21 protein-coding genes are annotated in these 23266 nt (G+C 68.1%); 14 read left to right on the top strand and 7 right to left on the bottom strand.

Annotated features, from left to right (window positions below):
• The first annotated feature begins 201 nt into the window (after nt 1-201).
• The 3 genes from trpS to yhjD are packed head-to-tail and all read left to right on the top strand — an operon-like array spanning nt 202 to nt 3587.
• A complete protein-coding gene (trpS, locus tag H5411_RS19685) occupies nt 202-1221 on the top strand; it encodes a tryptophan--tRNA ligase (RefSeq protein WP_183124579.1) in 1020 nt (339 codons plus the stop codon).
• A gap of 41 nt (nt 1222-1262) precedes the next feature.
• Complete coding sequence (locus H5411_RS19680) at nt 1263-2519, top strand: hypothetical protein (RefSeq protein WP_183124578.1); 1257 nt, start codon at nt 1263-1265, stop codon at nt 2517-2519.
• Nucleotides 2520-2573: 54 nt separating this feature from the next.
• The gene (gene yhjD / locus H5411_RS19675) at nt 2574-3587 is read left to right on the top strand and encodes an inner membrane protein YhjD (RefSeq protein ID WP_101435908.1); all 1014 of its coding nucleotides are present in this window, start codon (nt 2574-2576) and stop codon (nt 3585-3587) included.
• Between the two features lie 57 nt (nt 3588-3644).
• Here the strand turns inward: yhjD and H5411_RS19670 are convergent, their stop codons facing one another.
• Nucleotides 3645-4874 carry a D-alanyl-D-alanine carboxypeptidase family protein gene (locus H5411_RS19670; protein WP_101435907.1) on the bottom strand — a complete coding sequence of 410 codons (1230 nt, stop codon included), beginning with the start codon at nt 4872-4874 and terminating at the stop codon, nt 3645-3647.
• 42 nt (nt 4875-4916) lie between these two features.
• On the opposite strand from H5411_RS19670, the gene H5411_RS19665 reads away from it, so the two are divergent.
• Together H5411_RS19665 and H5411_RS19660 are read left to right on the top strand one after the other, a co-directional pair.
• Nucleotides 4917-5162: an SCO4848 family membrane protein gene (locus H5411_RS19665; RefSeq protein ID WP_101435906.1), complete on the top strand. Its 246-nt coding sequence runs from the start codon at nt 4917-4919 to the stop codon at nt 5160-5162.
• A 70-nt stretch (nt 5163-5232) separates the two neighbouring features.
• A complete protein-coding gene (locus H5411_RS19660) occupies nt 5233-6615 on the top strand; it encodes a S8 family peptidase (protein ID WP_183124577.1) in 1383 nt (460 codons plus the stop codon).
• A gap of 66 nt (nt 6616-6681) precedes the next feature.
• Here the strand turns inward: H5411_RS19660 and H5411_RS19655 are convergent, their stop codons facing one another.
• From H5411_RS19655 to sdhC, 4 genes are read right to left on the bottom strand one after another with little or no spacing between them, the layout of a single operon-like run.
• Complete coding sequence (locus tag H5411_RS19655; protein WP_101435904.1) at nt 6682-7455, bottom strand: succinate dehydrogenase iron-sulfur subunit; 774 nt, start codon at nt 7453-7455, stop codon at nt 6682-6684.
• On the bottom strand, nt 7455-9209 hold the full coding sequence (sdhA, locus tag H5411_RS19650; RefSeq protein WP_101435903.1) for a succinate dehydrogenase flavoprotein subunit: 1755 nt from the start codon (nt 9207-9209) through the stop codon (nt 7455-7457). The genes H5411_RS19655 and sdhA overlap by 1 nt, the downstream gene beginning before the upstream one ends.
• Nucleotides 9210-9244: 35 nt before the next feature.
• Nucleotides 9245-9661, bottom strand: a complete 417-nt coding sequence (locus H5411_RS19645) for a succinate dehydrogenase hydrophobic membrane anchor subunit (protein WP_101435902.1) — start codon at nt 9659-9661, stop codon at nt 9245-9247.
• Between the two features lie 4 nt (nt 9662-9665).
• Nucleotides 9666-10115, bottom strand: a complete 450-nt coding sequence (sdhC, locus tag H5411_RS19640) for a succinate dehydrogenase, cytochrome b556 subunit (RefSeq protein ID WP_009072553.1) — start codon at nt 10113-10115, stop codon at nt 9666-9668.
• Between the two features lie 553 nt (nt 10116-10668).
• Here sdhC and H5411_RS19635 point away from each other — a divergent pair.
• The 6 genes from H5411_RS19635 (at nt 10669) to H5411_RS19610 (ending at nt 17490) form a co-directional block, all read left to right on the top strand.
• Nucleotides 10669-11811, top strand: a complete 1143-nt coding sequence (locus H5411_RS19635; protein ID WP_101435901.1) for a BMP family lipoprotein — start codon at nt 10669-10671, stop codon at nt 11809-11811.
• Between the two features lie 79 nt (nt 11812-11890).
• On the top strand, nt 11891-13456 hold the full coding sequence (locus H5411_RS19630) for an ABC transporter ATP-binding protein (RefSeq protein WP_101435900.1): 1566 nt from the start codon (nt 11891-11893) through the stop codon (nt 13454-13456).
• Nucleotides 13453-14550: an ABC transporter permease gene (locus H5411_RS19625; protein WP_183124576.1), complete on the top strand. Its 1098-nt coding sequence runs from the start codon at nt 13453-13455 to the stop codon at nt 14548-14550. Before H5411_RS19630 ends, H5411_RS19625 begins: the two co-directional genes overlap by 4 nt.
• Before the next feature lie 47 nt (nt 14551-14597).
• Nucleotides 14598-15830 (top strand): ABC transporter permease, encoded by a 1233-nt coding sequence (locus H5411_RS19620; RefSeq protein ID WP_101440807.1) that lies wholly within the window; start codon nt 14598-14600, stop codon nt 15828-15830.
• A complete protein-coding gene (locus tag H5411_RS19615) occupies nt 15830-16219 on the top strand; it encodes a cytidine deaminase (protein WP_101435898.1) in 390 nt (129 codons plus the stop codon). Before H5411_RS19620 ends, H5411_RS19615 begins: the two co-directional genes overlap by 1 nt.
• Entirely contained in the window at nt 16216-17490 is a 1275-nt protein-coding gene (locus tag H5411_RS19610; protein ID WP_183124575.1) for a thymidine phosphorylase, read from the top strand. Before H5411_RS19615 ends, H5411_RS19610 begins: the two co-directional genes overlap by 4 nt.
• Nucleotides 17491-18193: 703 nt before the next feature.
• Here H5411_RS19610 and H5411_RS19605 read toward each other — a convergent pair.
• Nucleotides 18194-19285 carry a PA containing protein gene (locus H5411_RS19605; RefSeq protein ID WP_101435896.1) on the bottom strand — a complete coding sequence of 364 codons (1092 nt, stop codon included), beginning with the start codon at nt 19283-19285 and terminating at the stop codon, nt 18194-18196.
• Nucleotides 19286-19496: 211 nt separating this feature from the next.
• Here H5411_RS19605 and H5411_RS19600 point away from each other — a divergent pair, with 211 nt between their 5' ends.
• Both H5411_RS19600 and H5411_RS19595 read left to right on the top strand, forming a co-directional pair.
• Nucleotides 19497-20588 carry an adenosine deaminase gene (locus H5411_RS19600; protein WP_183124574.1) on the top strand — a complete coding sequence of 364 codons (1092 nt, stop codon included), beginning with the start codon at nt 19497-19499 and terminating at the stop codon, nt 20586-20588.
• 111 nt (nt 20589-20699) lie between these two features.
• On the top strand, nt 20700-21908 hold the full coding sequence (locus H5411_RS19595; protein ID WP_183124573.1) for an MFS transporter: 1209 nt from the start codon (nt 20700-20702) through the stop codon (nt 21906-21908).
• Here the strand turns inward: H5411_RS19595 and H5411_RS19590 are convergent.
• Nucleotides 21905-22459 (bottom strand): TetR/AcrR family transcriptional regulator, encoded by a 555-nt coding sequence (locus H5411_RS19590; RefSeq protein WP_220817146.1) that lies wholly within the window; start codon nt 22457-22459, stop codon nt 21905-21907. The two genes, H5411_RS19595 and H5411_RS19590, sit on opposite strands and share 4 nt — an antisense overlap.
• A 101-nt stretch (nt 22460-22560) precedes the next feature.
• Here H5411_RS19590 and H5411_RS19585 point away from each other — a divergent pair, with 101 nt between their 5' ends.
• Complete coding sequence (locus tag H5411_RS19585) at nt 22561-23265, top strand: SDR family NAD(P)-dependent oxidoreductase (protein ID WP_183124571.1); 705 nt, start codon at nt 22561-22563, stop codon at nt 23263-23265.
• The last annotated feature ends 1 nt before the right edge of the window (nt 23266 follow it).

Raw genomic sequence — 23266 nt, 5'->3', positions numbered from 1 at the left:
CGGCAGTCGACGTCTCCCGGGGCGCGGGCGTCAGTCCGCTGTGCAGTTGCTGGCTCCTTTCCTCTGGCCGCCTGCGCTTGAACTCCTTCCCGCAGGCAGATACCCGGGCGGAGCGCGCCGAAACGTCCTGTCTGCCCGTCCGCGCCGCGAACCGCCGGGCCCGCGGCAGCGCCTCCTCCGCTGCCTGAAAGAATCTCGGGCGTGTCTGACGAACAGAACGGTCGCCTGCGGGTGCTTTCCGGGATTCAGCCCACTGCCGACTCCTTCCACCTCGGCAACTACCTCGGCGCCCTGCGCCAGTGGGTGCGGCTGCAGGACACCCACGAGACCTTCTACTGCGTCGTCGACCTGCACGCGATCACCGTCGAGCAGGACCCCAAGGTGCTGCTGGAGCGGACGCGGCGTTCGGCCGCGCAGCTGCTCGCCATCGGGGTCGACCCGGCCCGCAGCGCGCTGTTCGTGCAGAGCCACGTGCCCGAGCACGCTCAGCTGAGCTGGGTCCTCGAATGCCAGACCGGCTTCGGCGAGGCCGGGCGGATGACCCAGTTCAAGGACAAGGCCGCCAAGCAGGGCAGCGACCACGCGAGCGTCGGCCTGTTCACCTACCCGGTGCTGATGGCCGCGGACATCCTGCTCTACCAGACGAACGCGGTGCCGGTCGGCGAGGACCAGCGGCAGCACCTCGAGCTGACCCGCAACCTCGCGCAGCGGTTCAACAGCCGGTTCGGCAAGACGTTCGTGATGCCGGAGCCCTTCATCGTCAAGGACACCGCGAAGATCTACGACCTGCAGGAACCGACGGCGAAGATGAGCAAGTCGGCGGCGACCGGCAACGGGCTCATCGAACTGCTCGAGGACCCGAAGCGCTCGGCGAAGAAGATCCGTTCCGCGGTCACCGACACCGGCCGCGAAGTCCGGTTCGACCGCGAGGAGAAGGCGGGCGTCTCCAACCTGCTCACGATCTACTCCGCGCTGACCGACCGCACCGTCGCCGACCTCGAAACCGCCTACGAGGGCAAGGGCTACGGCGATCTCAAGAAGGACCTCGCCGAGGTGCTTGTCGACTGGGTCACGCCGCTGCAGGAACGCGTTCAGTCCTATTTGGACGATGTTGCCGAGCTGGACCGGATCCTCGCCGCGGGGGCGCACCAGGCGCGCGAGGTCGCCGCCAAGACGCTCGCATCGGTTTACGAGCGGATCGGGTTCCTGCCCGCCGGTTGAGCGGGCGCAGATCACGAAAATCCTGTGGGGGGAGCACAACCGTGAAACTGAAGACTGGTTTGTGGCCGATCGGCGTCGCGACGCTGGTGCTGGTCGCGTCGTGCAGCGGAATGTCCGGATCGGACAGCGAGAAGGCAAAAGACCCGAACGGCGACGGCCAGACCGTGCAACGGCCGGGTTATGCGAACTCGCAGTACCCGGACCCCGCTCCGATCAAGGAACAGGCGAACCCGCAAGCGGTGCAGATCGGCGGCAAGCCGGTGATCCAGGCCTGCAACGTGCTCACCGTCGCGGACCTTTCCGCGCTCGGGATCCAGATCGACTCGCGGCCGGACGCGAACGGGGCCGCCTTCGAGCGCCGCTACCTGGTTGGCGACGGTTCGGGACCGCTGCGGTCGTCCGAACTCACCTACGCCCAGGCGCTGACCTCGGGCGTGAACCACTGTGTGTACACCCTGCAAGACAACCAGGGCAACCAGACGCACGAGGAGCTGGCGGTCGCGGTGTCCCAGCCGGCGTACGTACCGACCGTGGACACCAAGCCCTACCTCGACGACGGGGATCCCAGCCTGACTGTCGGCCCGGTGAAGGTCTTCTCGAAGCGCCGTAAGACGGACAGCCCGTCGGACGCTTCCGGGGACGCCGTGCTGGTTCTGGGAGACACGCTGGTCGACTTCGACTTCGAGCTGAAAGCGGACAAGAACGCCGCGAAGCTGCAGGACCTCGGCAAGAAGATCGCGGAGAACTTCGCGAAGCAGGTGAACTCTCCGGCCGGGGCGAACATCATCGGCTACGACAGTGCGGCGTTCCCGAAATCGGTCGCGCAGCCCTGCCCGATGCTCACGCCGGACGCGGTGACCCCGGCGATCGGCACGGACGCTTCGCCGATGGTTGCCGAATCTCCCGGCACCGCGGTCGGCGACATGATCATGGCCAACAGCACCCAGCACAATTACGTGCAGATCGACTGCGAACGCGGCACCGGGCACGACAACGGCATCGACCGGCGCGCGCTGCACCTGACCGCGCTCAGCTTCCTCAGCGACGACGCGGCGAAGGGCTATGTCGCGTCCGCGCCGAACGACGGCCAGTCCGTGCCCGCGCAGGTCGGAGACGAGGCGCAGGTGCGCAGCAAGGGCGAGACCAACGGCGAGGTGCTGTTCCGCAAGGGCCGCTTCGTGTTCAAGCTCTACCTGGCCGACCACAGCGCCGCTCCGAACGGCATCAGCGGGGCGGACGCGACCCGGCTGCTGGTGCCCGCCGCGCAGAAGATGATCTCCGCCTTCCACGAGCAGTAACCGTTCGGCGACGCTCGCGTTGCGGGGCCGGGTTGGCGTGGTTAGCGTTTTCCAGTGGCGAAAGAGACCGGTGACAAGGAAAAGCTGCTGCCCCGGCTGCGGCGGAAATACCCGTGGCTGGATCACCTGATCCGCGCCAACGACTCCTTCAACGAAAACTACGGCAACCATTACGCGGCGGCGATCACGTACTTCAGCGTGCTGTCGGTGTTCCCGATCTTCATGGTGGCGTTCGCGATCGTCGGCATGGTGTTCGGGCACAACGACGCGGTGATCGCCCAGCTGACGCACGGGATCGACAGTTCGGTCCCGGAGGGCCTGCGCGGCCTGGTCAAACAGATCACCGACGCGGCGCTGAAGTCCGGCAGCGGCATCGGGGTCTTCGGGCTGCTGCTGGCGCTCTACTCCGGCGTCGGCTGGATGGCCAACCTCCGCGACGCACTCACCGCGCAGTGGGGCCAGGAGAAGAAGACGGAGCAGTTCGTCAGCAAGACGATCAAGGATCTGCTGTCGCTGATCGGGCTCGGGCTGGCGCTGGTCGTGTCGTTCGCGCTGACCGCGGCGGGCAGCGGCGTCGGCGAGCTGCTGCTGAAGCTGGTCGGTCTGGAAGGCCAGCAGTGGGCGAAGGTCCTGCTGCAGATCGCGACGATCGTGCTCGGCCTGATCGCCAACACGCTGGTGTTCCTGTGGGTGATCGCCCGGCTGCCGCGGGAGCACGTCGCGTTGCGCAGCGCGGTCAAGGGCGCGATTTTCGCCTCCGTCGGGTTCGTGATCCTGCAGAAGGTCGCGACGGTGTACCTGGCGAGCGTCACGAAGTCGCCGTCGTTCGCGTTGTTCGGGCCGGTGATCGGGTTGCTGGTGTTCGCGAACCTGGTGTCGCGGTTCCTGCTGCTGGTGACGGCGTGGACGGCGACCGCGCGGGAGAACCAGCGGCGCGTGGTCCAGCCGCCTGCTCCGGTGTTGCTGGAGCCGCGGGTGACCGTGCAGCAGGGGCTGGGGCTCGGCTCCGTGGCGGGCGCGTTCAGCGCTGGCGCCCTGCTGGCCTGGCTCGGCAAACGGAAGGGCTGACCGCACAACGACGAAGGGCCTCCTTGAGCGAATCAAGGAGGCCCTTTTTTCCGGTCGTTACGCGCGGGCGTTGCGCTTCCGCTGATAGGCGATGACGAACCCGGCCACGATGACCACAAGCACCACCAGGGTCAGCACCCAGCCGGTCGTGCCGAAGGGGTCCGGCTTCTGCGCCGCCGCGGTCGTCGAGCCCGCCGGGGTGACTTCCTTGTCCGACATCGGGGCGGCGTCGGCGGTCAGCGGCTGGTAGGCGATCTGGCCGACCGGCTGCGCGCCGCTCTTCTCCAGCGCGAAGCCGTAGTCGAGCAGTTTCGCCGCCTGGTCGACCACCTTGGTCGGACGTTGTTCGGCCCGCATCAGCACGATCGCGAGGCGGTGGCCGTCGCGTTCCGCACCGCCGACGTAGGTGTGCCGCGCGTCGTCCGTGAAACCCGTTTTCCCGCCGAGGAAACCGGGGTACACGCCGAGCAGCTTGTTGTCGTTGATCAGCGGGATCGGCGGTTTCCCGTCGATGGCCGGGATCGCGTACGTCTTCGTCGCGACCGTCTTGGCGAACTCCGGCTGCTTCATCGCGTAGTGGAAAACCAGGCTCAGGTCGTACGCCGAGGTCGACATGCCCGGTCCGTCGAGGCCGGACGGGGTCGCCGCACGGGTGTCGGTCGCACCGATGCGGGTGGCGAGCGCGTTCATCTTGGCGACCGCGGTGTCGGCGCCGCCCAGCGCCGTCGCGAGGGCGTGCGCGACGTCGTTGCCCGAGTGCATCAGCAGGCCGTGCAGCAGCTGGTCCACCGTGTAGTGCCCGCCCGCGGTGATGCCGACGCAGGTGCATTCCTGCTCGGCGTCCTCCTTCGTCGGGATGATGACCTGGTCCGGCTTAAGTTCGGTGACCACGACCAGCGCGAGCAGCGTCTTGATCAGCGACGCCGGCCGCTCCCGCGCGTGCGGGTCCTTCGCCGCGACGATCGCCCCGGTGTCGAGATCCTGCAGCACCCACGACGCCGACGTGTCGCCCGGAGGCAGCGGGGGCGCACCCGGCGGGAGGATCGGGCCGCAGCCGCCCAAGCGGTCGCCGCCGACCGGCTGGGCGGGCATCGGAAGCGGCGGCGGAACGGTCTGGCCCGGCTTCGGCTTCTCCGACGTGTCCACCGGAGCCGGCGGCGCGGCGTGCTCTGTGCATTGCTCCGCCAGCGCCGGTGCGGCGAGGGCGACGGGCGCGGCGACGGCTACGAGGGCTGCGGCGAGTGGCGCGGCGAACGCTCGCAGCGACCGGGCGAAAGCAGGGTGCACCCACGCAATCTAGCGCCGATGGCCCGGCGGCATACTCGAGACATGCGTATTTCACGAGGTACAGCGATGGCCTTGTTCGCTTTCGGCATCTGGTCCTGGATCATCTGGATCACGTTCGCGAAGAATCTGTGGGCCAGCAGCCAGTCGTGGGCGGCCGACGGTTCCCCCACTGGGTACTTCATCGTGCACGCGATTCTCACGGTGGTTTCGTTCGTGCTCGGCACCGCCATCGGGGTGCTCGGCTGGCGCGGCATCCGGGCGACCTCGAAGGAGCGCGCGAACACCTGATGGGTCCTTTGGTCGGTAGCGGGCGCGTCCGGGCTGCCTTAGTTTCGGGCGAGGCGACCATGGAGGCTCAATGTCCCGTTTACGTCGATTGCTCGTTCCGGTCGCGGTGGCCGGGGTCGCCGTCGGCGCGGTGGCCGTGCCGGCGTCTGCCGCGCCAGCGCCGTCGTGTGACACCACCAGCAAGCAGTACAGCTACGTCGTGCTGTACCAGCCGGGCGAGAAGCAGCGTTCGGTCGACGCGGAGCTGACCGCCAAATGCGGCAAGCGGATCGCGTACTACCCGGAGATCGGCGTCGCGGTCGCCAGCTCGCGCAACGCGGACTTCGCCGACCGGATCGGCGTGAAGCGGGCGTACTCGGCGGGCAAGGACGTCGCCGCGAAAGCCGCCGCGCGCGCCGGACTTCGGTCATCGATCGGGATGCTGGAGCGGACGGAGAGCGTCGCCGCCGGTGGCGATTTGTCGACTCAGCAGTGGGACATGCGGGTGATCCACGCTCCGGAGGCGAACAAGATCAACCCCGGTTCGCGGTCGGTCACCGTCGGCGTGCTGGATTCCGGCATCGACGCCAAACACCCCGCGCTCGCACACGCCGTAGACACGCGGTCCTCGACCGGCTGCGTCACCGGCGCGCCGGACGCTTCCGCTTGGGCACCCACGAACTCCGACCACGGCACACACGTCGCCGGCACCATCGCGGGCAAGGACCCGGCGCGCGGCTTCACCGGCATCGCGCCGGGCGTGCGGCTGGCGTCGGTGAAGGTCGTGAACGACGACGGCTACATCTTCCCGGAGGCGGCTGTCTGTGGCTTTGTTTGGGCCGCGCAGCACGGTTTCCAGGTGACGAACAACAGCTACTACATCGACCCCGGGATGTTCTACTGCCGCAACGAAGCTGGCGACGCTGCCGCGTACGAGGCCGTACGGCGCGCCGTGACTTATTCGACGCAGCGCGGGACTCTGAACGTCGCTGCGGCGGGCAACTCCGGTTTCGACGTCCGGACGCAGACTGTCGACCCGAATCGCCCGCACAGGATCGACTCTTCGTGCGGCATCCTGCCGAAGGCGATCGACGGCGTCGTGACGGTGTCCGCGGTTGGTTACGCGGGCACGAAGTCTTCTTACTCCAACTACGGCGCTGTCACGGGCACCGCGCCGGGCGGGGATTTCGCACAGCTGCCGCCTTCTGGACAGGGCGAGGGCTGCCCGCTGTCGACGGTGTTCAACGGCGCTTACGGCACTAAGTGCGGCACTTCAATGGCTTCCCCGCACGCGGCTGGGGTTGCGGCTTTGCTGGCCTCCACACATCGGAACGCACCGCCGCGGGCTTTGACGGCTTTGCTTACCGCGGAGGCGGATCCGGTGGCTTGCGAGGTGTCGGCGTGCGAAGGGCCGAAGCAAAACAACTCGTACTACGGGCACGGCTTGGTGAACGCACTCGACGCGGTGCACTGACGCAGCAACGAAAACGGCCCTCGTCCCGAATGCTCGGGGCGAGGGCCGCTCTCGCAGCGAAACCAATCAGACGCGCTTGAACAGCAGCGCCCGCTTCACTTCCTGAATCGCCTTCGTCACCTGGATGCCACGCGGGCAGGCGTCGGTGCAGTTGAACGTCGTGCGGCAGCGCCACACGCCTTCGCCGTCGTTCAGGATGTCCAGCCGCTCCTCGGCGCCCTCGTCGCGGGAGTCGAAGATGAAGCGGTGGGCGTTCACGATCGCCGCCGGGCCGAAGTACGAGCCGTCGTTCCAGTACACCGGGCAGGACGACGTGCAGCAGGCGCACAGGATGCACTTGGTGGTGTCGTCGAACCGGTTGCGGTCGGCCTGGGACTGGATCCGCTCGCGGGTCGGCTCGTTGCCGTAGGTGATCAGGTACGGCTTGATCGCCCGGTACGCCTCGAAGAACGGGTCCATGTCGACGTAGAGGTCCTTCAACGTCGTCAGGCCCTTGATCGGGGCGATGGTGATCTCGGTTTTCTTGCCGTTCTTCTCCAGCAGGTCCTTCAGCAGCACCTTGCAGGCCAGCCGGTTGATCCCGTTGATCTGCATCGCGTCCGAACCGCACACGCCGTGCGCGCACGAACGGCGGAAGGAGAACGTGCCGTCGATGTAGTCCTTGACGTAGAACAGCAGGTTCAGCACGCGGTCGGTCGGCTGCGCCGGGACGTCGTAGGTCTCCCAGTGCGGCTCGGAGTCGACCTCCGGGTTGAACCGCAGGATCTTCAGCGCGACCTGGATCGGAGTGTGCTCGTCGGACGCCTTCGAGGAGGGCGCCTCAGGGGTGGCCGTCGTCATCAGTACTTCCGCTCCATCGGTTCGTAGCGGGTGAAGGTGACCGGCTTGTAGTCGAGCCGGATGTCGGCCGACAGCCCCTCGCCCTGCTTGTAGGCCATGGTGTGCCGCATGAAGTTCGTGTCGTCGCGGTTCGGGTAGTCCTCGCGGGCGTGCCCGCCGCGGGACTCCTTGCGCGCGATCGCGCCGACGACCAGGACCTCGGCCAGTTCGAGCAGGAAGCCGAGCTCGACGGCCTCGAGCAGGTCGGTGTTGTACCGCTTGCCCTTGTCCGCCACGGTGATCCGCTGGTAGCGCTCCTTGAGCGCCTGGATGTCGGTCAGCGCCTGCTTCAGCGTGTCCTCGGTGCGGTACACCGAAGCGTGCGAGTCCATCGTCTGCTGCATTTCCTTGCGGATGTCGGCGACGCGCTCGTCGCCGTGCTCCGACAGCAGCAGCTTCAGCTGGTCCTCGACCAGTGCGGTCGGGTTCTCCGGAAGCTCGACGTGGTCGTGCGCCAGCGCGTACTCCGCGGCGGCGATGCCCGCGCGGCGGCCGAACACGTTGATGTCCAGCAGCGAGTTCGTGCCCAGCCGGTTCGAACCGTGCACCGACACGCAGGCGACCTCGCCCGCGGCGTACAGGCCCGGGATGACGTGCTCGTTGTCGCGCAGCGCCTCGCCGTGGACGTTCGTCGGGATGCCGCCCATGACGTAGTGGCACGTCGGGAACACCGGCACCGGCTCCTTGACCGGGTCGACGCCCAGGTAGGTGCGGGAGAACTCGGTGATGTCCGGCAGCTTGGTCTCGAGGACCTCGACCGGCAGGTGCGTCACGTCGAGGACGACGTAGTCCTTGTTCGGCCCGCAGCCGCGGCCCTGCAGCACCTCCTGGACCATCGACCGCGCGACGATGTCGCGCGGCGCGAGGTCCTTGATGGTGGGGGCGTAGCGCTCCATGAACCGCTCGCCGTCGGCGTTGCGGAGGATGCCGCCCTCGCCGCGCACCGCCTCGGAGATCAGGATGCCCAGTCCGGCGAGGCCGGTCGGGTGGAACTGGAAGAACTCCATGTCCTCCAGCGGAAGGCCCTTGCGGAAGATGATGCCGAGGCCGTCGCCGGTGAGGGTGTGCGCGTTCGACGTGGTCTTGAAGATCTTGCCCGCGCCGCCGGTGGCGAACACGATCGACTTCGCCTGGAACACGTGCAGTTCGCCGGTGGCCAGCTCGTAGGCGACCACGCCGGAGGCGACCGGGGTGCCGTCCTCGCCCTCGGACAGGACCAGGTCGAGCACGTAGAACTCGTTGAAGAACTCGGTGCCGTGCTTGACGCAGTTTTGGTACAGCGTCTGGAGAATCATGTGGCCGGTGCGGTCCGCGGCGTAGCAGGCGCGGCGCACCGCGGCCTTGCCGTGGTCGCGGGTGTGCCCGCCGAACCGGCGCTGGTCGATCTTGCCCTCGGGTGTCCGGTTGAACGGAAGGCCCATCTTCTCCAGGTCGAGGACGGCGTCGATGGCCTCCTTGGCCATGATCTCCGCGGCGTCCTGGTCGACCAGGTAGTCACCGCCCTTGACGGTGTCGAAGGTGTGCCATTCCCAGTTGTCCTCTTCGACGTTCGCCAGCGCGGCGCACATGCCGCCCTGGGCCGCGCCGGTGTGGGACCGGGTCGGGTAAAGCTTGGTGAGGACCGCGGTGCGGGCGCGCTGACCGGACTCGATGGCCGCGCGCATGCCGGCGCCGCCCGCGCCGACGATCACCACGTCGTACTTGTGGAACTGCATAGGGAAAGACTCCGCTAGCTAGTGGTGGGTGCGCCTCAGGAGGCAGGCATCTCGGGGTCGAACGTGAAGATCACCATCGTGCCGACGGCCAGGATGAGCACCATCGAGACGTAGAGAAGGATCTTCAGCCAGAACCGGGTGGAGTCCTTGCGCGCGTAGTCGTCGATGATCGTGCGCAGCCCGTTGCCGCCGTGGATCTCGGCGAGCCACAGCATCGCCAGGTCCCAGAACTGCCAGAACGGCGAGGCCCAGCGGCCGGCGACGAAACCCCAGTTGATGCGGTGCACGCCGCCGTCGAGGATGTTCATGATGAACAGGTGGCCCAGCACCAGGATGATCAGCGCGAGCCCGGAGATGCGCATGAACAGCCAGCTGTAGAGCTCGAAGTTGCTGCGCCGGGCGGCCGGGCGCCGCGGCGAGCGCGGCTTGTCGAGGATCAGAGCGTCGGCCATGGGATCAGGCACCCCCGAAAAGCGTCTCGACGGTGCGCTTCAGCATGAAGAACGCACCCGGAACCATCACGACCACCCACACGACGCCGATGACCCAGAGCATCGTCTTCTGGTACTTCGGGCCCTTGGCCCAGAAGTCGACCAGCAGGACGCGGAGCCCGTTGAGTGCGTGATAGAGCACCGCGCCGACAAGGCCGACCTCGAGCAGGTTCACGATCGGCGTCTTGTACGTCTCGATGACCTGGTCGTAGGTGTTCGGCGACACGCGCACGAGCGCGGTGTCGAGCACGTGCACGAACAGGAAGAAAAAGGTCAGCACGCCGGTGATGCGGTGAAGCACCCAGGACCACATGCCGGGGTCGCCCCGGTAGAAGGTTCCCTGCCGGCGTGAGGCACCCGCCCGATCGCTAGCTCCTGCCCCGCTTTCGGTGGCAGTGCTCGCCGTGGTGGACATCGGTGAACGGCCTCCAACGTCATGACTGTCGTGCCCGGGTGACCGGTGAGGTCCGCACCCGCGGCCGGGGTCGGTCCACTGGGGACAACTCCGGCGACGGTGCCGAGATCAGGGGCCATCGAGCGTGGATGCATGGATGCTAGACCCGACCCATACGCTCGGCTCACCTCCGGGTTCCTGTCTGTGATGGACCAGACACCGGTGACCACGGCAGACCACTCGGACGTGTGGTCTGGAGCACGTTGAAGCGGTCCGTGAAGGACTCCTTCCGGGAATCAGGTTCCCTCGGGGAGTCCTTCACGGACCTTTCCCGGAACGAGGAGGGGCACGGTGAGTGATGGGTGCGCGGGCGGCCGGGGCACTTGATCACAGTCGGCGCCGGATTGGTCGCGGATCGACCCTCCGAGTAAACGTTTGTGTTACGTAGCGTGCCGTTCCTATGGCGGTTACCCGGCGGTTGGGTACGGTCTGGCGGTTGAGCCCGGCGACCGTGACCGGGCCGTTCCTGGATCGTCCGCTGGATCAGCGGGGAGGGAGACACACGTTGCGTCGCATGCGTGGAACCGCGCTGGCCGCCGCGACCATGGCTGGGGTGCTTGCACTGGCCGGGTGCGCGAAGGACACCGGGGGAAGCAACAACAACGCGTCCGGTTCGGACGGCAATGCGGGGTCGAACTGCATCACCGCCCCGAAGCCGCCCGCCGCTCCGGCCGCCGCCACGAGCAGCAGTGCCGCCTCGGGCAAGGTCGACGGCAGCAAGCTCAAGGTCGGCCTGGCCTTCGACGTCGGCGGTCGCGGTGACGCTTCCTTCAACGACGCGGCCGCCGCGGGCACCGACCGGGCGAAGACCGACCTCGGCGTCCCGACCGTCAACGAGAGCACCGCGAGCGCGAGCGAGAGCGAAGCCGCCAAGCAGCAGCGGCTCGAGCAGATGGCGCAGCAGGGCCTGAACCCGATCATCGCGGTCGGCTTCGCCTACGCGCCGTCGGTCAAGGCGGTCGCCGCCAAGTACCCGAACACCAAGTTCGCGATCGTCGACGACGACTCGATCACCCTGCCGAACGTCACGCCGCTGGTCTTCGCCGAGGAGCAGGGCTCGTTCCTGGCCGGCGTCGCCGCCGCGTACAAGAGCAAGAAGTGCCACGTCGGCTTCGTCGGCGGCGTGAACACCCCGCTGATCCAGAAGTTCGAGGCGGGCTTCCTGCAGGGCGCGAAGGCCGTTTCGAGCAAGATCAAGATCGAAGACGAGTACCTGACGCCGGCCGGCGACTTCTCCGGCTTCCAGGACCCGCCGAAGGGCAACGCGAAGGCCGCGGCCGAGATCTCCCGCGGCGCGGACGTCGTCTACCACGCGGCGGGCGCCTCCGGTAAGGGCGTGTTCGACGCGGCGAAGCAGAACAACGCGCTGGCCATCGGCGTCGACTCCGACCAGTACAACCAGAAGACCGTCGCCGCCGACAAGGACGTCATCATCACCTCGATGATCAAGCGCGTCGACGTCGCGGTCTTCGAGTATCTGCAGGCCGTTGCGAAGGGCGACCTGAGCACGGTGCCCAAGCGGTTCGACCTCAAGGCCGACGGCGTCGGCTACTCCACCTCAGGTGGCAAGGTCGACGACATCAAGGACGTGCTCGACGGGTACAAGGCCCAGATCATTTCCGGCGCCATCAAGGTTTCGGACAAGCCGGCCAAGTAACGCTCATGACGCGGCAGGGCTCGGAAGGATCTTCCTTCCGGGCCCTCACGCGTTTCGACAGAACGGGATGTCCCCTCCGATGACCGAGATCGAGGCCGACGCCGTCCCCGACCGGGGCGTGCCGGCCGTCCAGCTGACCGGGATCACCAAGCGGTTTCCCGGCGTGGTCGCGAACTCCGACGTCAACCTCACCGTCGCGGCGGGCGAGGTGCACGCGCTGTGCGGGGAAAACGGCGCGGGCAAGTCGACCCTGATGAAGATCCTGTACGGGATGCAGCAGCCCGACGAGGGCAACATCGCCATCAACGGCGCCGAGGTGAAACTGCGCAACCCGCAGGACGCCATCCGTGCCGGGATCGGCATGGTGCACCAGCACTTCATGCTCGCCGACAACCTGACCGTCGCGGAAAACGTATTCCTAGGCGCGGAATCGCTGCACGGCATCGGCCGCGCGGCGCGGACGCGGCTGCAGGAACTGTCGAAGCGGACCGGGCTGCACGCGAAGCCGGACACGCTGCTGGAGGAACTCGGCGTGGCCGACCGCCAGCGCGTCGAGATCGTCAAAGTCCTTTACCGCGGCGCGAAAATCATCATCCTCGACGAGCCGACCGCCGTGCTCGTGCCGCAGGAAGTGGACGCGCTGTTCACCACGGTCCGCGAGATGCAGGCCGACGGTTACACGTTCCTCTTCATCTCGCACAAGCTCGACGAGGTGCGCGCGATCGCGGACACGGTCACCGTGATCCGGCGCGGCACCACGGTCGGCACCGCGGATCCGAAGAAGATCACCAGCCGCGAACTGGCCGAGATGATGGTCGGTTCGGAGCTGCCGAGCCCGGAGACGCGCGAGTCGACGGTGACCGACCGCGAGGTCCTGCGGGTGCGTGAGCTGCGGCTGTCCGCCGAGGGCTCCGAGCGCAACGTGCTGGACCACATTTCCTTCACCGTGCACGCGGGCGAGGTGCTCGGCATCGCGGGGGTCGAGGGCAACGGCCAGACCGAACTGGTCGAGACGATCATGGGGATGCGCAAGGCGAGCGGCGGCCACATCGAGCTGACGCCGCCCGGCGGCGAGACGCACGACCTGGTCAAGCTGGGCACGCTGGCGCGGCGCGAGGCGGGCATCGGCTACATCGCCGAGGACCGCACGCGGCACAGCCTGCTGCTCACGCAACCGTTGTGGGTCAACCGGATTCTCGGCTACCAGACGCGGGAACCGGTGTCCGGCGGACAGCTGCTCAACATCGCGGGAGCGCGGGAGGACACCGAGCGGATCGTGCGCGAGTACGACGTCCGCACCCCCGGCATCGACGTTCCGGCCGCCGCGCTGTCCGGCGGGAACCAGCAGAAGCTGATCGTCGGCCGCGAGCTGTCCGGCAATCCGGTGCTGCTGATCGCTTCGCATCCGACCCGCGGGGTCGACGTCGGTGCGCAGGCGATGATCTGGGAGCAGATCCGTCAGGCACGTGCCGACGGCCTCGCCGTGCTGCTGATTTCCGCGGACCTCGACGAGCTGATCGGGCTGTCCGACACCATTCGCGTGATGCTGCGCGGGAGGCTCGTGAGCGAGGCGAACCCCGCCACTGTCACTCCGCAGGAACTCGGTTCCGCCATGACCGGCGCCGAAGAAGGTGAAGACTCATGAGTTCGTGGCGCACGCGGCTTCTGCCGCCGCTGCTCGCGATCGCGTTCGCAGTGATCCTGTCCGCGATCGCGCTGGTCATCTCCGGCGCCGACCCGTTGCAGGCATACGGGACGATGATCGGCCAGCTGTTCAAGGGTTCCACCGCCGTCGACACGGTGAACCTCGCGACGGTGTACTACCTGTCCGGCCTCGCCGTGGCGATCGGGTTCCAGATGAACCTGTTCAACATCGGGGTCGAGGGCCAGTACCGGTTCGCCGCGGTGGTCGCCGCGATCATCGGCGGGGCGCTGCAGCTGCCGCCGGTCATCCACACCATCGTGATCCTGCTGGTGGCCATCGTTTCCGGCGCGCTGTACGCGACGATCCCGGCGGTGCTGAAGGTGACCCGCGGCGTCAGCGAGGTCATCTCGACGATCATGCTGAACTCGATCGTCGCCGGCATCATCGCGTTCCTGATCAACGCCAACCAGTTCGGCGTGCAGACCGGCAACAACATCGGGACCAGGGTGATCGCGCCGTCCGGCCGGATCCCGGGCATCCCGCTCGGGTCGGGCACGCTGTTCGGGTTCGTGTTCATCGCGATCGTGATCGGCGGCGCGTACTGGTTCATGCTGAACCGCACCAGGTTCGGCTTCGAGCTGAAGGCGAGCGGCGAGTCCGCGACGGCCGCCGCGGCCGGTGGGGTGAGCGCGAAGAAGATGACGCTCATCGCGATGCTGCTCTCCGGTGCGGTGGCCGGTCTGGTCGCCATGCCGGAACTGCTCGGCCGCGACTACAGCTACGGCATCACCGCGACGCAGATGTACGGCTTCACCGGCATCGCGGTCGCGCTGCTCGGCCGCAACCACCCCGGCGGCATCGCGTTCGGCGCGCTGCTGTGGGCGTTCCTGGACACCTCGGCGGTGTCGCTCGAGCAGATCAACGTGTCCAAGGAAATCGCGACGATCATGCAGGGCATCATCGTGCTCTCGGTCGTCGTGGCGTACGAGATCGTGCGCCGGGCCGACCTCGCCGCGGAACAGCGCAGGGTGGGCAGGGCGCTCGCCGGCAACGGCCGCAAGGGCGCCTCGGTCGCGGAAGGCGGTGCGGTGTGACCACCACGACGGAGTTCTCCCGGCCGGGACCGGAGTCCGGGACGCCGATGCCGGTCAAGCGCAAGCGGCAGCGGATCCCCGGCTGGCTGCGCGGCGTGATCTGGGCCGTGGTCGCGATCGCGGTCATGTCGACCGCGTCGTATGCCACCGGCGTTTCGGCGCTGACGTCGAGCAACACCGCGTCGACCGCGCTGCGGCTGGCGCTGCCGATCCTGCTGTGTGCGCTGGGCGGGCTGTGGGCCGAGCGCGCGGGCGTGATCAACATCGGCCTCGAAGGCATGATGATCCTCGGCACCTGGGGCGCGGCCTGGGGTTCGTACTACGGCGGCGCGTGGGTCGGCCTGCTGGCCGCGATCGCGTTCGGCGCGCTGGGCGGGCTGCTGCACGCGGTGGCGACGGTGACGTTCAACGTCAACCACATCGTCTCCGGGGTCGCGATCAACCTGCTCGGGCTCGGCGTCGCGAAGTATCTGGCGAACCTGATTTTCGAGCCGCTGTCGGGAAACCCGCGCCAGTCGCCGCCGGTGCCGAAGTTCGACACCTACTCGGCGGCCGGTCTGTCGGATTGGCTGGGCTCGCTGGAGAACCAGCAGCGCGTCGGGCTGTCTGACGTCGCGGGCATTCTGCGCGGACTGGTGACCGGGGTCGCGCCGCTGACCATGATCGCGATCCTGCTGATCCCGGTGAGCTACTGGGTTCTCTGGCGCACCCGGTTCGGCCTGCGGCTGCGTTCGTGCGGCGAGAACCCGGTCGCGGCGGAGTCGCTCGGCGTGAACGTGTACCGCTACAAGTACGTCGGCGTGCTGATCTCCGGCGGTTTCGCGGGCATGGGCGGTGCGTCGCTGGTGCTGCTCAAGGGCGGCGCGGACTACCTGGAGAACCAGACCAACGGCCGCGGGTACATCGGTCTGGCCGCGATGATTTTCGGCAACTGGCGACCGGGCGGGCTGCTCGGCGGGGCCGCGCTGTTCGGGTACTCCGACGGTCTGCAGCTCGCCGGCGGCGGCGACGCGGTGCTGGCGTTGCTGTACGGCGCGGTCATCCTGCTGGCGATCATCGTGATCGTGCAGCTGATCCGGAAGCGCTGGCTCGCGGCTGCGCTCGGCGTGGTCGGCGCTGGGATCTTGTACGCGATCTACTGGACCAACGACACGCTGCCGAGCGACTTGATCCCGTACACCGCGCACTTCGTGACGCTGATTGTGCTGGCCGTTGCGTCGCAACGACTTCGGCCGCCCAAGGCAGACGGTGCGCAGTATCGGCGAGGTGAGGGCGACTGATGTCCGAAGTGGACTGGGAAGCTTTGCGCGCGGCCGCGGTTTCGGCCGCTTCGCATGCTTACGCGCCTTATTCGGGACTGCACGTCGGCGTTGCGGCCATTGTGGACGATGGTCGGCAGGTGACCGGGTGCAACGTCGAAAACGCTTCGTACGGCTTGGGTTTGTGCGCTGAGTGCACAATGGCCGGACAATTGCGACTGTCCGGCGGCGGCCGGCTGATTGCGGTGGCTTGCCGTAGCGGTGAAGGTGAGCTCCTGATGCCATGTGGTCGTTGTCGCCAGATTCTGTTCGAACTCGGCGGTTCTTCCTGCCTGGTCGACACTCCCCGCGGGGTGCTGCCGATGTCGGAGGTGCTGCCGGACGCGTTCGGGCCGGAGGACCTGCCGTGACCTTCACCGCGGTAGATGTCATTCGGACGAAGCGTGACGGCGGACGGCTGAGCGACGAGCAGATCGACTGGGTCGTCGACGCGTACACCCGCGGCGTTGTCGCGGAAGAGCAGATGGCCGCGTTGGCCATGGCGATTTTCTTGCGGGGCATGGACGACGGCGAGATCGCGCGCTGGACCGGCGCGATGATCGACTCGGGCTCGCGGCTGTCGCTGGACGTCGCGCGCCCGACCGTGGACAAGCACTCGACCGGCGGGGTCGGCGACAAGATCACCTTGCCGCTGGCTCCGCTGGTCGCCGCGTGCGGTGCCGCGGTGCCGCAGCTGTCCGGTCGCGGGCTCGGCCACACCGGCGGGACGCTGGACAAACTGGAGTCGATCCCGGGTTGGCGCGCGGCTTTGTCTCTGGACGAGATCGCGGCGCAGCTGAACTCGGTCGGCGCGGTGGTCTGCGCGGCGACCGAGGGGCTGGCTCCGGCGGACAAGAAGCTGTACGCGCTGCGGGATGTCACCTCGACCGTCGAGTCGGTGCCGTTGATCGCCAGCTCGATCATGAGCAAGAAGATCGCCGAGGGTGCTTCCGGGTTGGTGCTGGATGTGAAGGCTGGCTCCGGGGCGTTCATGAAGACGGTGCCGGAAGCGCAGCTGCTGGCGCGGACGCTCGTGGACATCGGCACGGCGCACGGCGTCGCTTGCACGGCGTTGATCACCGACATGAGCACGCCGCTCGGGCGGGCGGTCGGGAACGCGGTGGAGGTCGCGGAGGCAGTTGAGGTCCTCCGCGGTGGCGGACCGGCTGATGTGGTCGCGTTGACGGTGGCGTTGGCTCGGGAAATGCTTGCTTTGGCGGGTATTTCCGTGGATCCGGCTGAGGTGCTGGCGTCCGGCGAGGCTTACGAGGTGTGGGCTCGAATGATCACCGCGCAGGGCGGGGACCCTTCGGCTCCCTTGCCGCGTCCTTCGACGGTGCATGTCGTCCCGGCTCCTGCTTCGGGGGTGCTGACTTCGCTGGACGCCTACGCGGTGGGGGTCGCGGCTTGGCGACTCGGTGCTGGCCGGGCGCGGAAGGAAGACCCGGTGCAGGCCGCAGCGGGGATCTTGTGCCACGCGAAGCCGGGCGATGCGGTGGTGGCGGAGGAGCCGTTGCTGGAACTGCACACGGACACCCCGGAGGCGGTGCCCGCTGCTCTCGCCGCGTTGGAGGGCGGGTTCACGGTGGGTGCGGAGGCGCCTGCTTCGCGAGAGATCGTGCTGGAGACTGTGCGGCCTTGACTGCTTGTCTGCGGTGAGCCTGGCTGCTTGTCTGTGGTGAGCCTGGCTGCTTGTCTGTGGTGAGCCTGGCTGCTCGCCTTCGGTGAGCCTGGCTGCTCGTCTGTGGCGGTCCTGACTGCTTGTCTGCCGAGAGCCTGGCTGCTCGCCTTCGGCGAGCCCTGCTGCTCGTCTGTGGCGGTCCTGACTGCTCGCCTGCGACGAAGCCCCCTGTCCGGAGGTCTGGTCGGGGGCTTTGTTCTTGCTGCCCAGACCGGTTGTCCACACCCGTCTCGGGTTGTGGAGTAGTCGGCCTCCGCTCGCTCCAAACGCCGGTTTCGTCGGGTAGCGCCGGTAGACTGGGCGTGGGCAGCCCCCCAGAGGAGGGCGGGGGTGGGCGTCGACTCGGAGGCGGAGTCGCGCCGCGCTGGGGAGGCCGTGTGGTTGGGGGATTTGGGTGCCGCCCGCGACTGTGAATCGACGAAGCTCCGCCCGGGCTGTGGGTGGGGTTGCGGTTTAGCCAGCACTTTCCAGTCCGGCGATGTGCTGAGCTGTCGGTCCTGGCGGCGGTGCGCTGGCAGGCCTGGCCGCGGTGCGAGTGGCAGGCTTCGTCGCGAACGATCGTGCGGCACCGTCTGGCCGTGAGGTCACCGGCGGAGTCCCGTCTGGAGCTCGAAACGACGAAGCCCCCGTCCGGATTCCGGACGGGGGCTTCGTTCAGAAGCGGTCAGTCAGTCGACTCGTCGGCGTCGCCGCCAGTCTTCGCCTTCGCGTCGGCGGCCTTGGGCGACCGGCCGTTGCGGGAGCTTCGGCGCGGCTGGCGCGGGGCGGGCGGCGGCGGGGCGATCTGCTGCACGGCAGGTCCGCCGCCCAGCATCAGTTCCGCGAACGTGGCCATCGCTTCGTCCAGCTGGCCGCCGATGCGGCGCACCGATTCGTCGTTGCTGCGGCGCACCAGCGAGTCGACCGCGTCGGTGTCGGGCTGCTTCGACAGCGTGCCTTCGACCTTCGACAGGCCGCTGCGGACCGAGCCGTCCAGGTCGCCGATGCGGCCGGTGACGTCGTCTTCGACCTTGTCGATGCGGCTGGACAGGTCGTCGAGACGCTGGGTGATCGTCTCGAGCTTCGTGCCCACCGCGTCGAGCCGGGCGGCCGGGTCGATCATCTCGCCGGTGTCGGAGACCGCGCTCTTCACCGCGTCGGTCGCGGTGGCGATGCGTTCCTTCGTCGCGCGGTCCAGTTCGTCGACGCGCGAGCGCAGTTCCTGGTCCGTGGTCTCGATCCGCTCGCGCAGCGACGCCTCGGCCATCTCGATCCGGTCGCGGATCGGGCCCTGCGTCGCCTGCGGCAGCGACTCCAGCTTCGCGTCCTGCTTGTCCAGGTGCCCGCCGAGTTCGTCCAGCCGGCGGTGGATGTTCTGCAGCTTGTCCTCGAGCCCGTCCATCCGGCCCGCGACACCCTCGAACCGCGCCGCCACGCCGTCGAGGCGTCCGTCGAGCTGGGCGAAGGGCTTCGCCAGCTTGTCGACGATGCTCTCCACCGCGTGCGTGAGCGCGGCGATCGCGTTGTCCTGCGACTCCAGCCGGGTCATCGCCTCGTCGAGGCGTTCCGCCAGCACCCCGACCTCGGTCCGGTCCGGCAGTTCCGACAGCCGCTTGCGCACCGCGCCCAGGGAGTCCACCGGCGCGAGCCGGGCGTAGATGTCGTCGAGCGCGTCGAAGATCTGCTGCTGCTCGCTCTCACGAACCTCGGCCGCGCGCACCAGCATGTTGCGCATCCGGTCGAACGACGGAGCGGCAATGTGGTTGTCAGTGGTCACTGCGGTGTCCTTCGTCGGCGGGGAAAATGGAAGGGACTGACCGGAGCTTATCGATGAAGAAAATTGCTGTGCGTATGGCCCCCGGGGAACGCGGATAACGGCCGTGCCACCCGGATGGCCGATTCCTTGCGCACGGTGCTGAGCAGAGGGTTGCTCCGGTGCTCTCGGTTACGGCCAGGTAGGGGAATGACAGCGAGGCTACCGTTGGAGCATGTCGGACGTAACCCCGCTGAGCGCGGAGATCCTGCGCCGTGCCCCCAAGGTCCTGCTCCACGACCACCTCGACGGCGGCCTGCGCCCCGGCACGGTCGCCGAACTCGCCGAGGATCTCGGCTACCGGGACCTTCCCACGACCGATCCGGACGAGCTGGGCCGCTGGTTCCGGGCCGCGGCCGACTCCGGTTCGCTCGTTTCGTATCTCGAAACATTCGCCCATACGTGTGGCGTCATGCAAACGGAGGAAGCGCTGGTCAGGGTTGCCGCCGAAGCGGTGGAGGACCTGGCCGCGGACGGAGTGGTCTACGCCGAGCTGCGGTACGCGCCGGAGCTGTTCGTGGACCGCGGGCTGTCACTCGATGCAGTGGTTGAGGCTGTCCAGGAAGGCTTCGCCGAGGGGACGCGGAGGGTAGCCGCGGGTGGCGGGCGGATCCGGGTGCGGACGCTGTTGTGCGGGATGCGCCAGCACGCCCGTGCGCTCGAGATCGCCGAACTCGCGGTGCGCTACCGCGACGCCGGGGTCGCCGGATTCGACATCGCCGGTCCGGAGGAAGGATTTCCGCCCACCCGCAATCTGGACGCATTCGACTATTTGCGCCGGAACAATGCGCACTTCACTATTCATGCCGGCGAAGCGTTCGGGCTTCCGTCGATCGGCGAGGCAATCCAGTACTGCGGTGCGGAACGGCTCGGGCACGGCGTGCGGATCGCCGAGGACATCACCACCGACGCCGACGGAAATGTCCACCTTGGACGGTTGGCGAGCTACGTGCGGGACCGGCGGATCCCGCTGGAAATCTGCCCCTCGTCGAATGTCCAGACCGGAACCGTGCCGTCGCTGGCGGAACATCCCATCGGACTGCTCGCCCGGCTGCGCTTCCGCGTCACCGTCAACACCGACAACCGGTTGATGAGCGGATGCACGATGACCAGTGAATTCGCCGCGCTGGCCGAGACGTTCGGCTTCGGCCTCGACGACTTCCGCTGGTTCACCATCAACGCGATGAAATCCGCGTTCCTCGATTTCGACGAGCGGCTCGAGCTGATCGAGAAGGTCGTCAAACCCGGGTACGCGGCACTCGGCTGAATCACCGCTTCCTGGACGCGGCCGCCGCCGAAAGGCGGTTGCGTTCGTTAGCCACGCCAACTATCGTTCACCATGTAGGATCTATATCTCACATAATGAGACGGTGGCGGAATGACGCAGGTCGAGGCTGGGGAGCGGGTGCGGCAAAAAGGCAGTTCGCGACGGTGGTTGATCCTCGCGCTCGGCCTCGCCGCGCAGACCGCCAGCTGCTCGTTCCTTTACGGGCTGCCATTTCTCGTGCCCGCCATGCGCGAGGCCGACCATCTGACTCTGGCGCAGGCGGGCACGGTCGTCGCGGCGCCCAGCATCGGCCTGCTGCTGACGCTCATCGCCTGGGGCGCGGCTGCGGACCGTTACGGCGAGCGGCTCATCATGGCGCTGGGCCTGGGCGTATCGGGGTTACTCCTCGTGTACGCCGCCCTGTGGCACCACCCGGTCGGCCTTCTCTTTGGAGTGTTTCTCGTAGCCGGTGCGTGCACGGCTTCGGTGAACGCGGCGAGCGGCCGGGTCGTGATGGGCTGGTTCTCGAAATCCGAGCGCGGCGTCGCGATGGGGATCCGGCAGACGGCGCAGCCGCTGGGCGTCGGCGTGGCCGCGCTCGGGCTGCCGCCGCTGGCCGCGAAGTGGGGGTTCCAGGCGGCGATGCTGCTGCCGGCGGCGTTGGCGGCCGGCGTGGCGCTGTTGGTGGCGGCGTTCGTCATCGACCCGCCGCGGCCGCCGCGCGCGGCGAAGGGGGAGCGGCCGCCGTCGCCGTACCGCAAGCCGTGGCTGTGGCGAGTGCACGGCGCGAGCGCGCTGTTGGTGGTGCCGCAGTTCGCGGTGTCCGCGTTCGCGCCGGTGTACCTGGTGTCTCAGCATCAGTGGACCGCCGCGCAGGCCGGGGTGTTCGTCGCGGTGGCTCAGGTGCTCGGTGCGCTCGGTCGGCTGGCGTCGGGGTATTGGTCGGACCGGGTCGGCAGCCGGTTGCGGCCGATGCGGCAGCTCGCCATCGCGAGTGCGGTCGTGATGCTGCTGGTCGCCGTCGGGGACGCGACGTGGCTGTGGCTGGTGCTGGCCGCGCTGGTGCTGGCGGCGGTGATCACGGTGGCGGACAACGGTCTTGGCTTCACCGCGTCGGCCGAGCTGGCTGGGGTCGCGTGGTCCGGCCGCGCGATGGGGACGCAGAACACGGCGCAGAACATCGCCGCGTCGCTCACGCCGCCGTTGCTGGGCTTGGTGATCGGGGACGGCCGGTACGCGCTGGCCTATTGCGTCGCGGCCATTTTCCCGTTGCTGGCAATAGCTTTGGTTCCGGTGCGGGCGGAGTCCGAAAAGGACTAAGCGCGCAGGCCGTCGAGAAAGAACGCCAGATGCCGTCGCCAGGTTTCGGGTGGTTCACGGATCAGCTGTGACATCGCGGAGACCAGCGGGGCGAGGTCCGAAGGTTCGAAATCGGCGCGCAGCTGACCGGATTCCTTGGCCCGGTCGATAATCCGCGCGGCGTGCTGGAAACCGGTGCGGCAGGCCTCCACCGCGGCCGGGCTCAGCGGCAGCCGCCGGGCGAGGGCGTCGTTGAGTCCTTGGTCCTTGGCCTGCAACACGAACAGTCCGTCGAGGAATCCGGTGAAGCCCTGCCAGGGGTCCGGCTCCGCTAACGCCTTCGTCGCCAGGTCGTCCACCGCGGCGATTCGCGCGGGCAGGATCGCGTCGACAAAGGCGTCCCGGGTCGGGAAGTGCGCGTACAGCGTGCCGATGCTGACCCCGGCACTGCGGGCGATCTGCTCCAACGGCGCGTCGAGGCCGTGCTCGCCAAACGCGCGCGTCGCGGCGGCCAGCAGCTTGTCGCGGTTGCGGGCGGCGTCCGCGCGCAACGGCTTCGATCCGGTGGCCATGGGTCCCATCGTACAAAGTCGAGGCCACCCTCGGGTTTTGTGGTAGCTTCGATGGAAGTCGAGGGTGCCCTCGACTTGCCTCTGGGGAAGGAAGCCAAGCCATGACCATTCGCCCGACCGCTGTCGTTCTCGGAGCCGGACCCGGCCTCGGGATGTCGATGGCACGCCGGTTCTCCGCCGAGGGATATCAGGTCGCCCTCGTTTCGCGCACCGCTGAGCGGCACCCGGCCTACCTGGCCGAACTCGGCGACGCGGAGGCGTTCGTCGGCGACGTCCGGAACGGCATCGGGACGACGCTCGACGAAATCGCCGAACGATTCGGGGCCATCGACGTCGCCTACTACGGCCCGGCCGCGATCGAGCCGGACCGCATGCCCACGGACATCACCGAAGTGACCGTCGACGCTGTCGAGAAGGCGATGAGCTGGGTGTATCCGGCCGTCGAGGTGGTCGGCAAGCTGCTGCCGGGCATGCTGGAACGCGGCCGCGGCGGGTTCCTGTTCGCGGGCGGGCTGAGCGCGGTGCGGCCGATGCCCGCTCTCGGCGCGCTCGCGATGTCGTCAGCGGCCCTGCGGAACTACGCGCGAACGCTGCACGAACGGCTGGCCGGGACCGGCGTGTACGCGGGCAGCCTCACCATCGGCGGTCTGATCGAACGCGGCGACATCTACCGGATGGTCGTCGCGCAGCGGGAAAAATACGGCGACGCCGGCGGTCGCACCTTGGATCCGGATGCGATCGCCGGCGTCGCCTGGAAGATGTTCTCCGCCGGGGACTCGGCCGAGAGCGTGTTCGACGCCCTCTAGA

This window comes from Amycolatopsis echigonensis, assembly GCF_014174495.1.
GTDB classification, from domain to species: domain Bacteria; phylum Actinomycetota; class Actinomycetes; order Mycobacteriales; family Pseudonocardiaceae; genus Amycolatopsis; species Amycolatopsis echigonensis.
This window is presented reverse-complemented; position numbering and strand designations above follow the sequence as displayed.

Coding starts and splice junctions, on each gene's coding strand:
- H5411_RS19665 (WP_101435906.1), top strand. CDS start 4,917: ATGCGTATTTCACGAGGTACAGCGATGGCCTTGTTCGCTTTCGGCATC.
- H5411_RS19660 (WP_183124577.1), top strand. CDS start 5,233: ATGTCCCGTTTACGTCGATTGCTCGTTCCGGTCGCGGTGGCCGGGGTC.
- H5411_RS19655 (WP_101435904.1), bottom strand. CDS start 7,455: ATGACGACGGCCACCCCTGAGGCGCCCTCCTCGAAGGCGTCCGACGAG.
- sdhA (WP_101435903.1), bottom strand. CDS start 9,209: ATGCAGTTCCACAAGTACGACGTGGTGATCGTCGGCGCGGGCGGCGCC.
- H5411_RS19645 (WP_101435902.1), bottom strand. CDS start 9,661: ATGGCCGACGCTCTGATCCTCGACAAGCCGCGCTCGCCGCGGCGCCCG.
- sdhC (WP_009072553.1), bottom strand. CDS start 10,115: ATGTCCACCACGGCGAGCACTGCCACCGAAAGCGGGGCAGGAGCTAGC.
- H5411_RS19635 (WP_101435901.1), top strand. CDS start 10,669: ATGCGTGGAACCGCGCTGGCCGCCGCGACCATGGCTGGGGTGCTTGCA.
- H5411_RS19630 (WP_101435900.1), top strand. CDS start 11,891: ATGACCGAGATCGAGGCCGACGCCGTCCCCGACCGGGGCGTGCCGGCC.
- H5411_RS19625 (WP_183124576.1), top strand. CDS start 13,453: ATGAGTTCGTGGCGCACGCGGCTTCTGCCGCCGCTGCTCGCGATCGCG.
- H5411_RS19620 (WP_101440807.1), top strand. CDS start 14,598: ATGCCGGTCAAGCGCAAGCGGCAGCGGATCCCCGGCTGGCTGCGCGGC.
- H5411_RS19615 (WP_101435898.1), top strand. CDS start 15,830: ATGTCCGAAGTGGACTGGGAAGCTTTGCGCGCGGCCGCGGTTTCGGCC.
- H5411_RS19600 (WP_183124574.1), top strand. CDS start 19,497: ATGTCGGACGTAACCCCGCTGAGCGCGGAGATCCTGCGCCGTGCCCCC.
- H5411_RS19595 (WP_183124573.1), top strand. CDS start 20,700: ATGACGCAGGTCGAGGCTGGGGAGCGGGTGCGGCAAAAAGGCAGTTCG.
- H5411_RS19590 (WP_220817146.1), bottom strand. CDS start 22,459: ATGGCCACCGGATCGAAGCCGTTGCGCGCGGACGCCGCCCGCAACCGC.
- H5411_RS19585 (WP_183124571.1), top strand. CDS start 22,561: ATGACCATTCGCCCGACCGCTGTCGTTCTCGGAGCCGGACCCGGCCTC.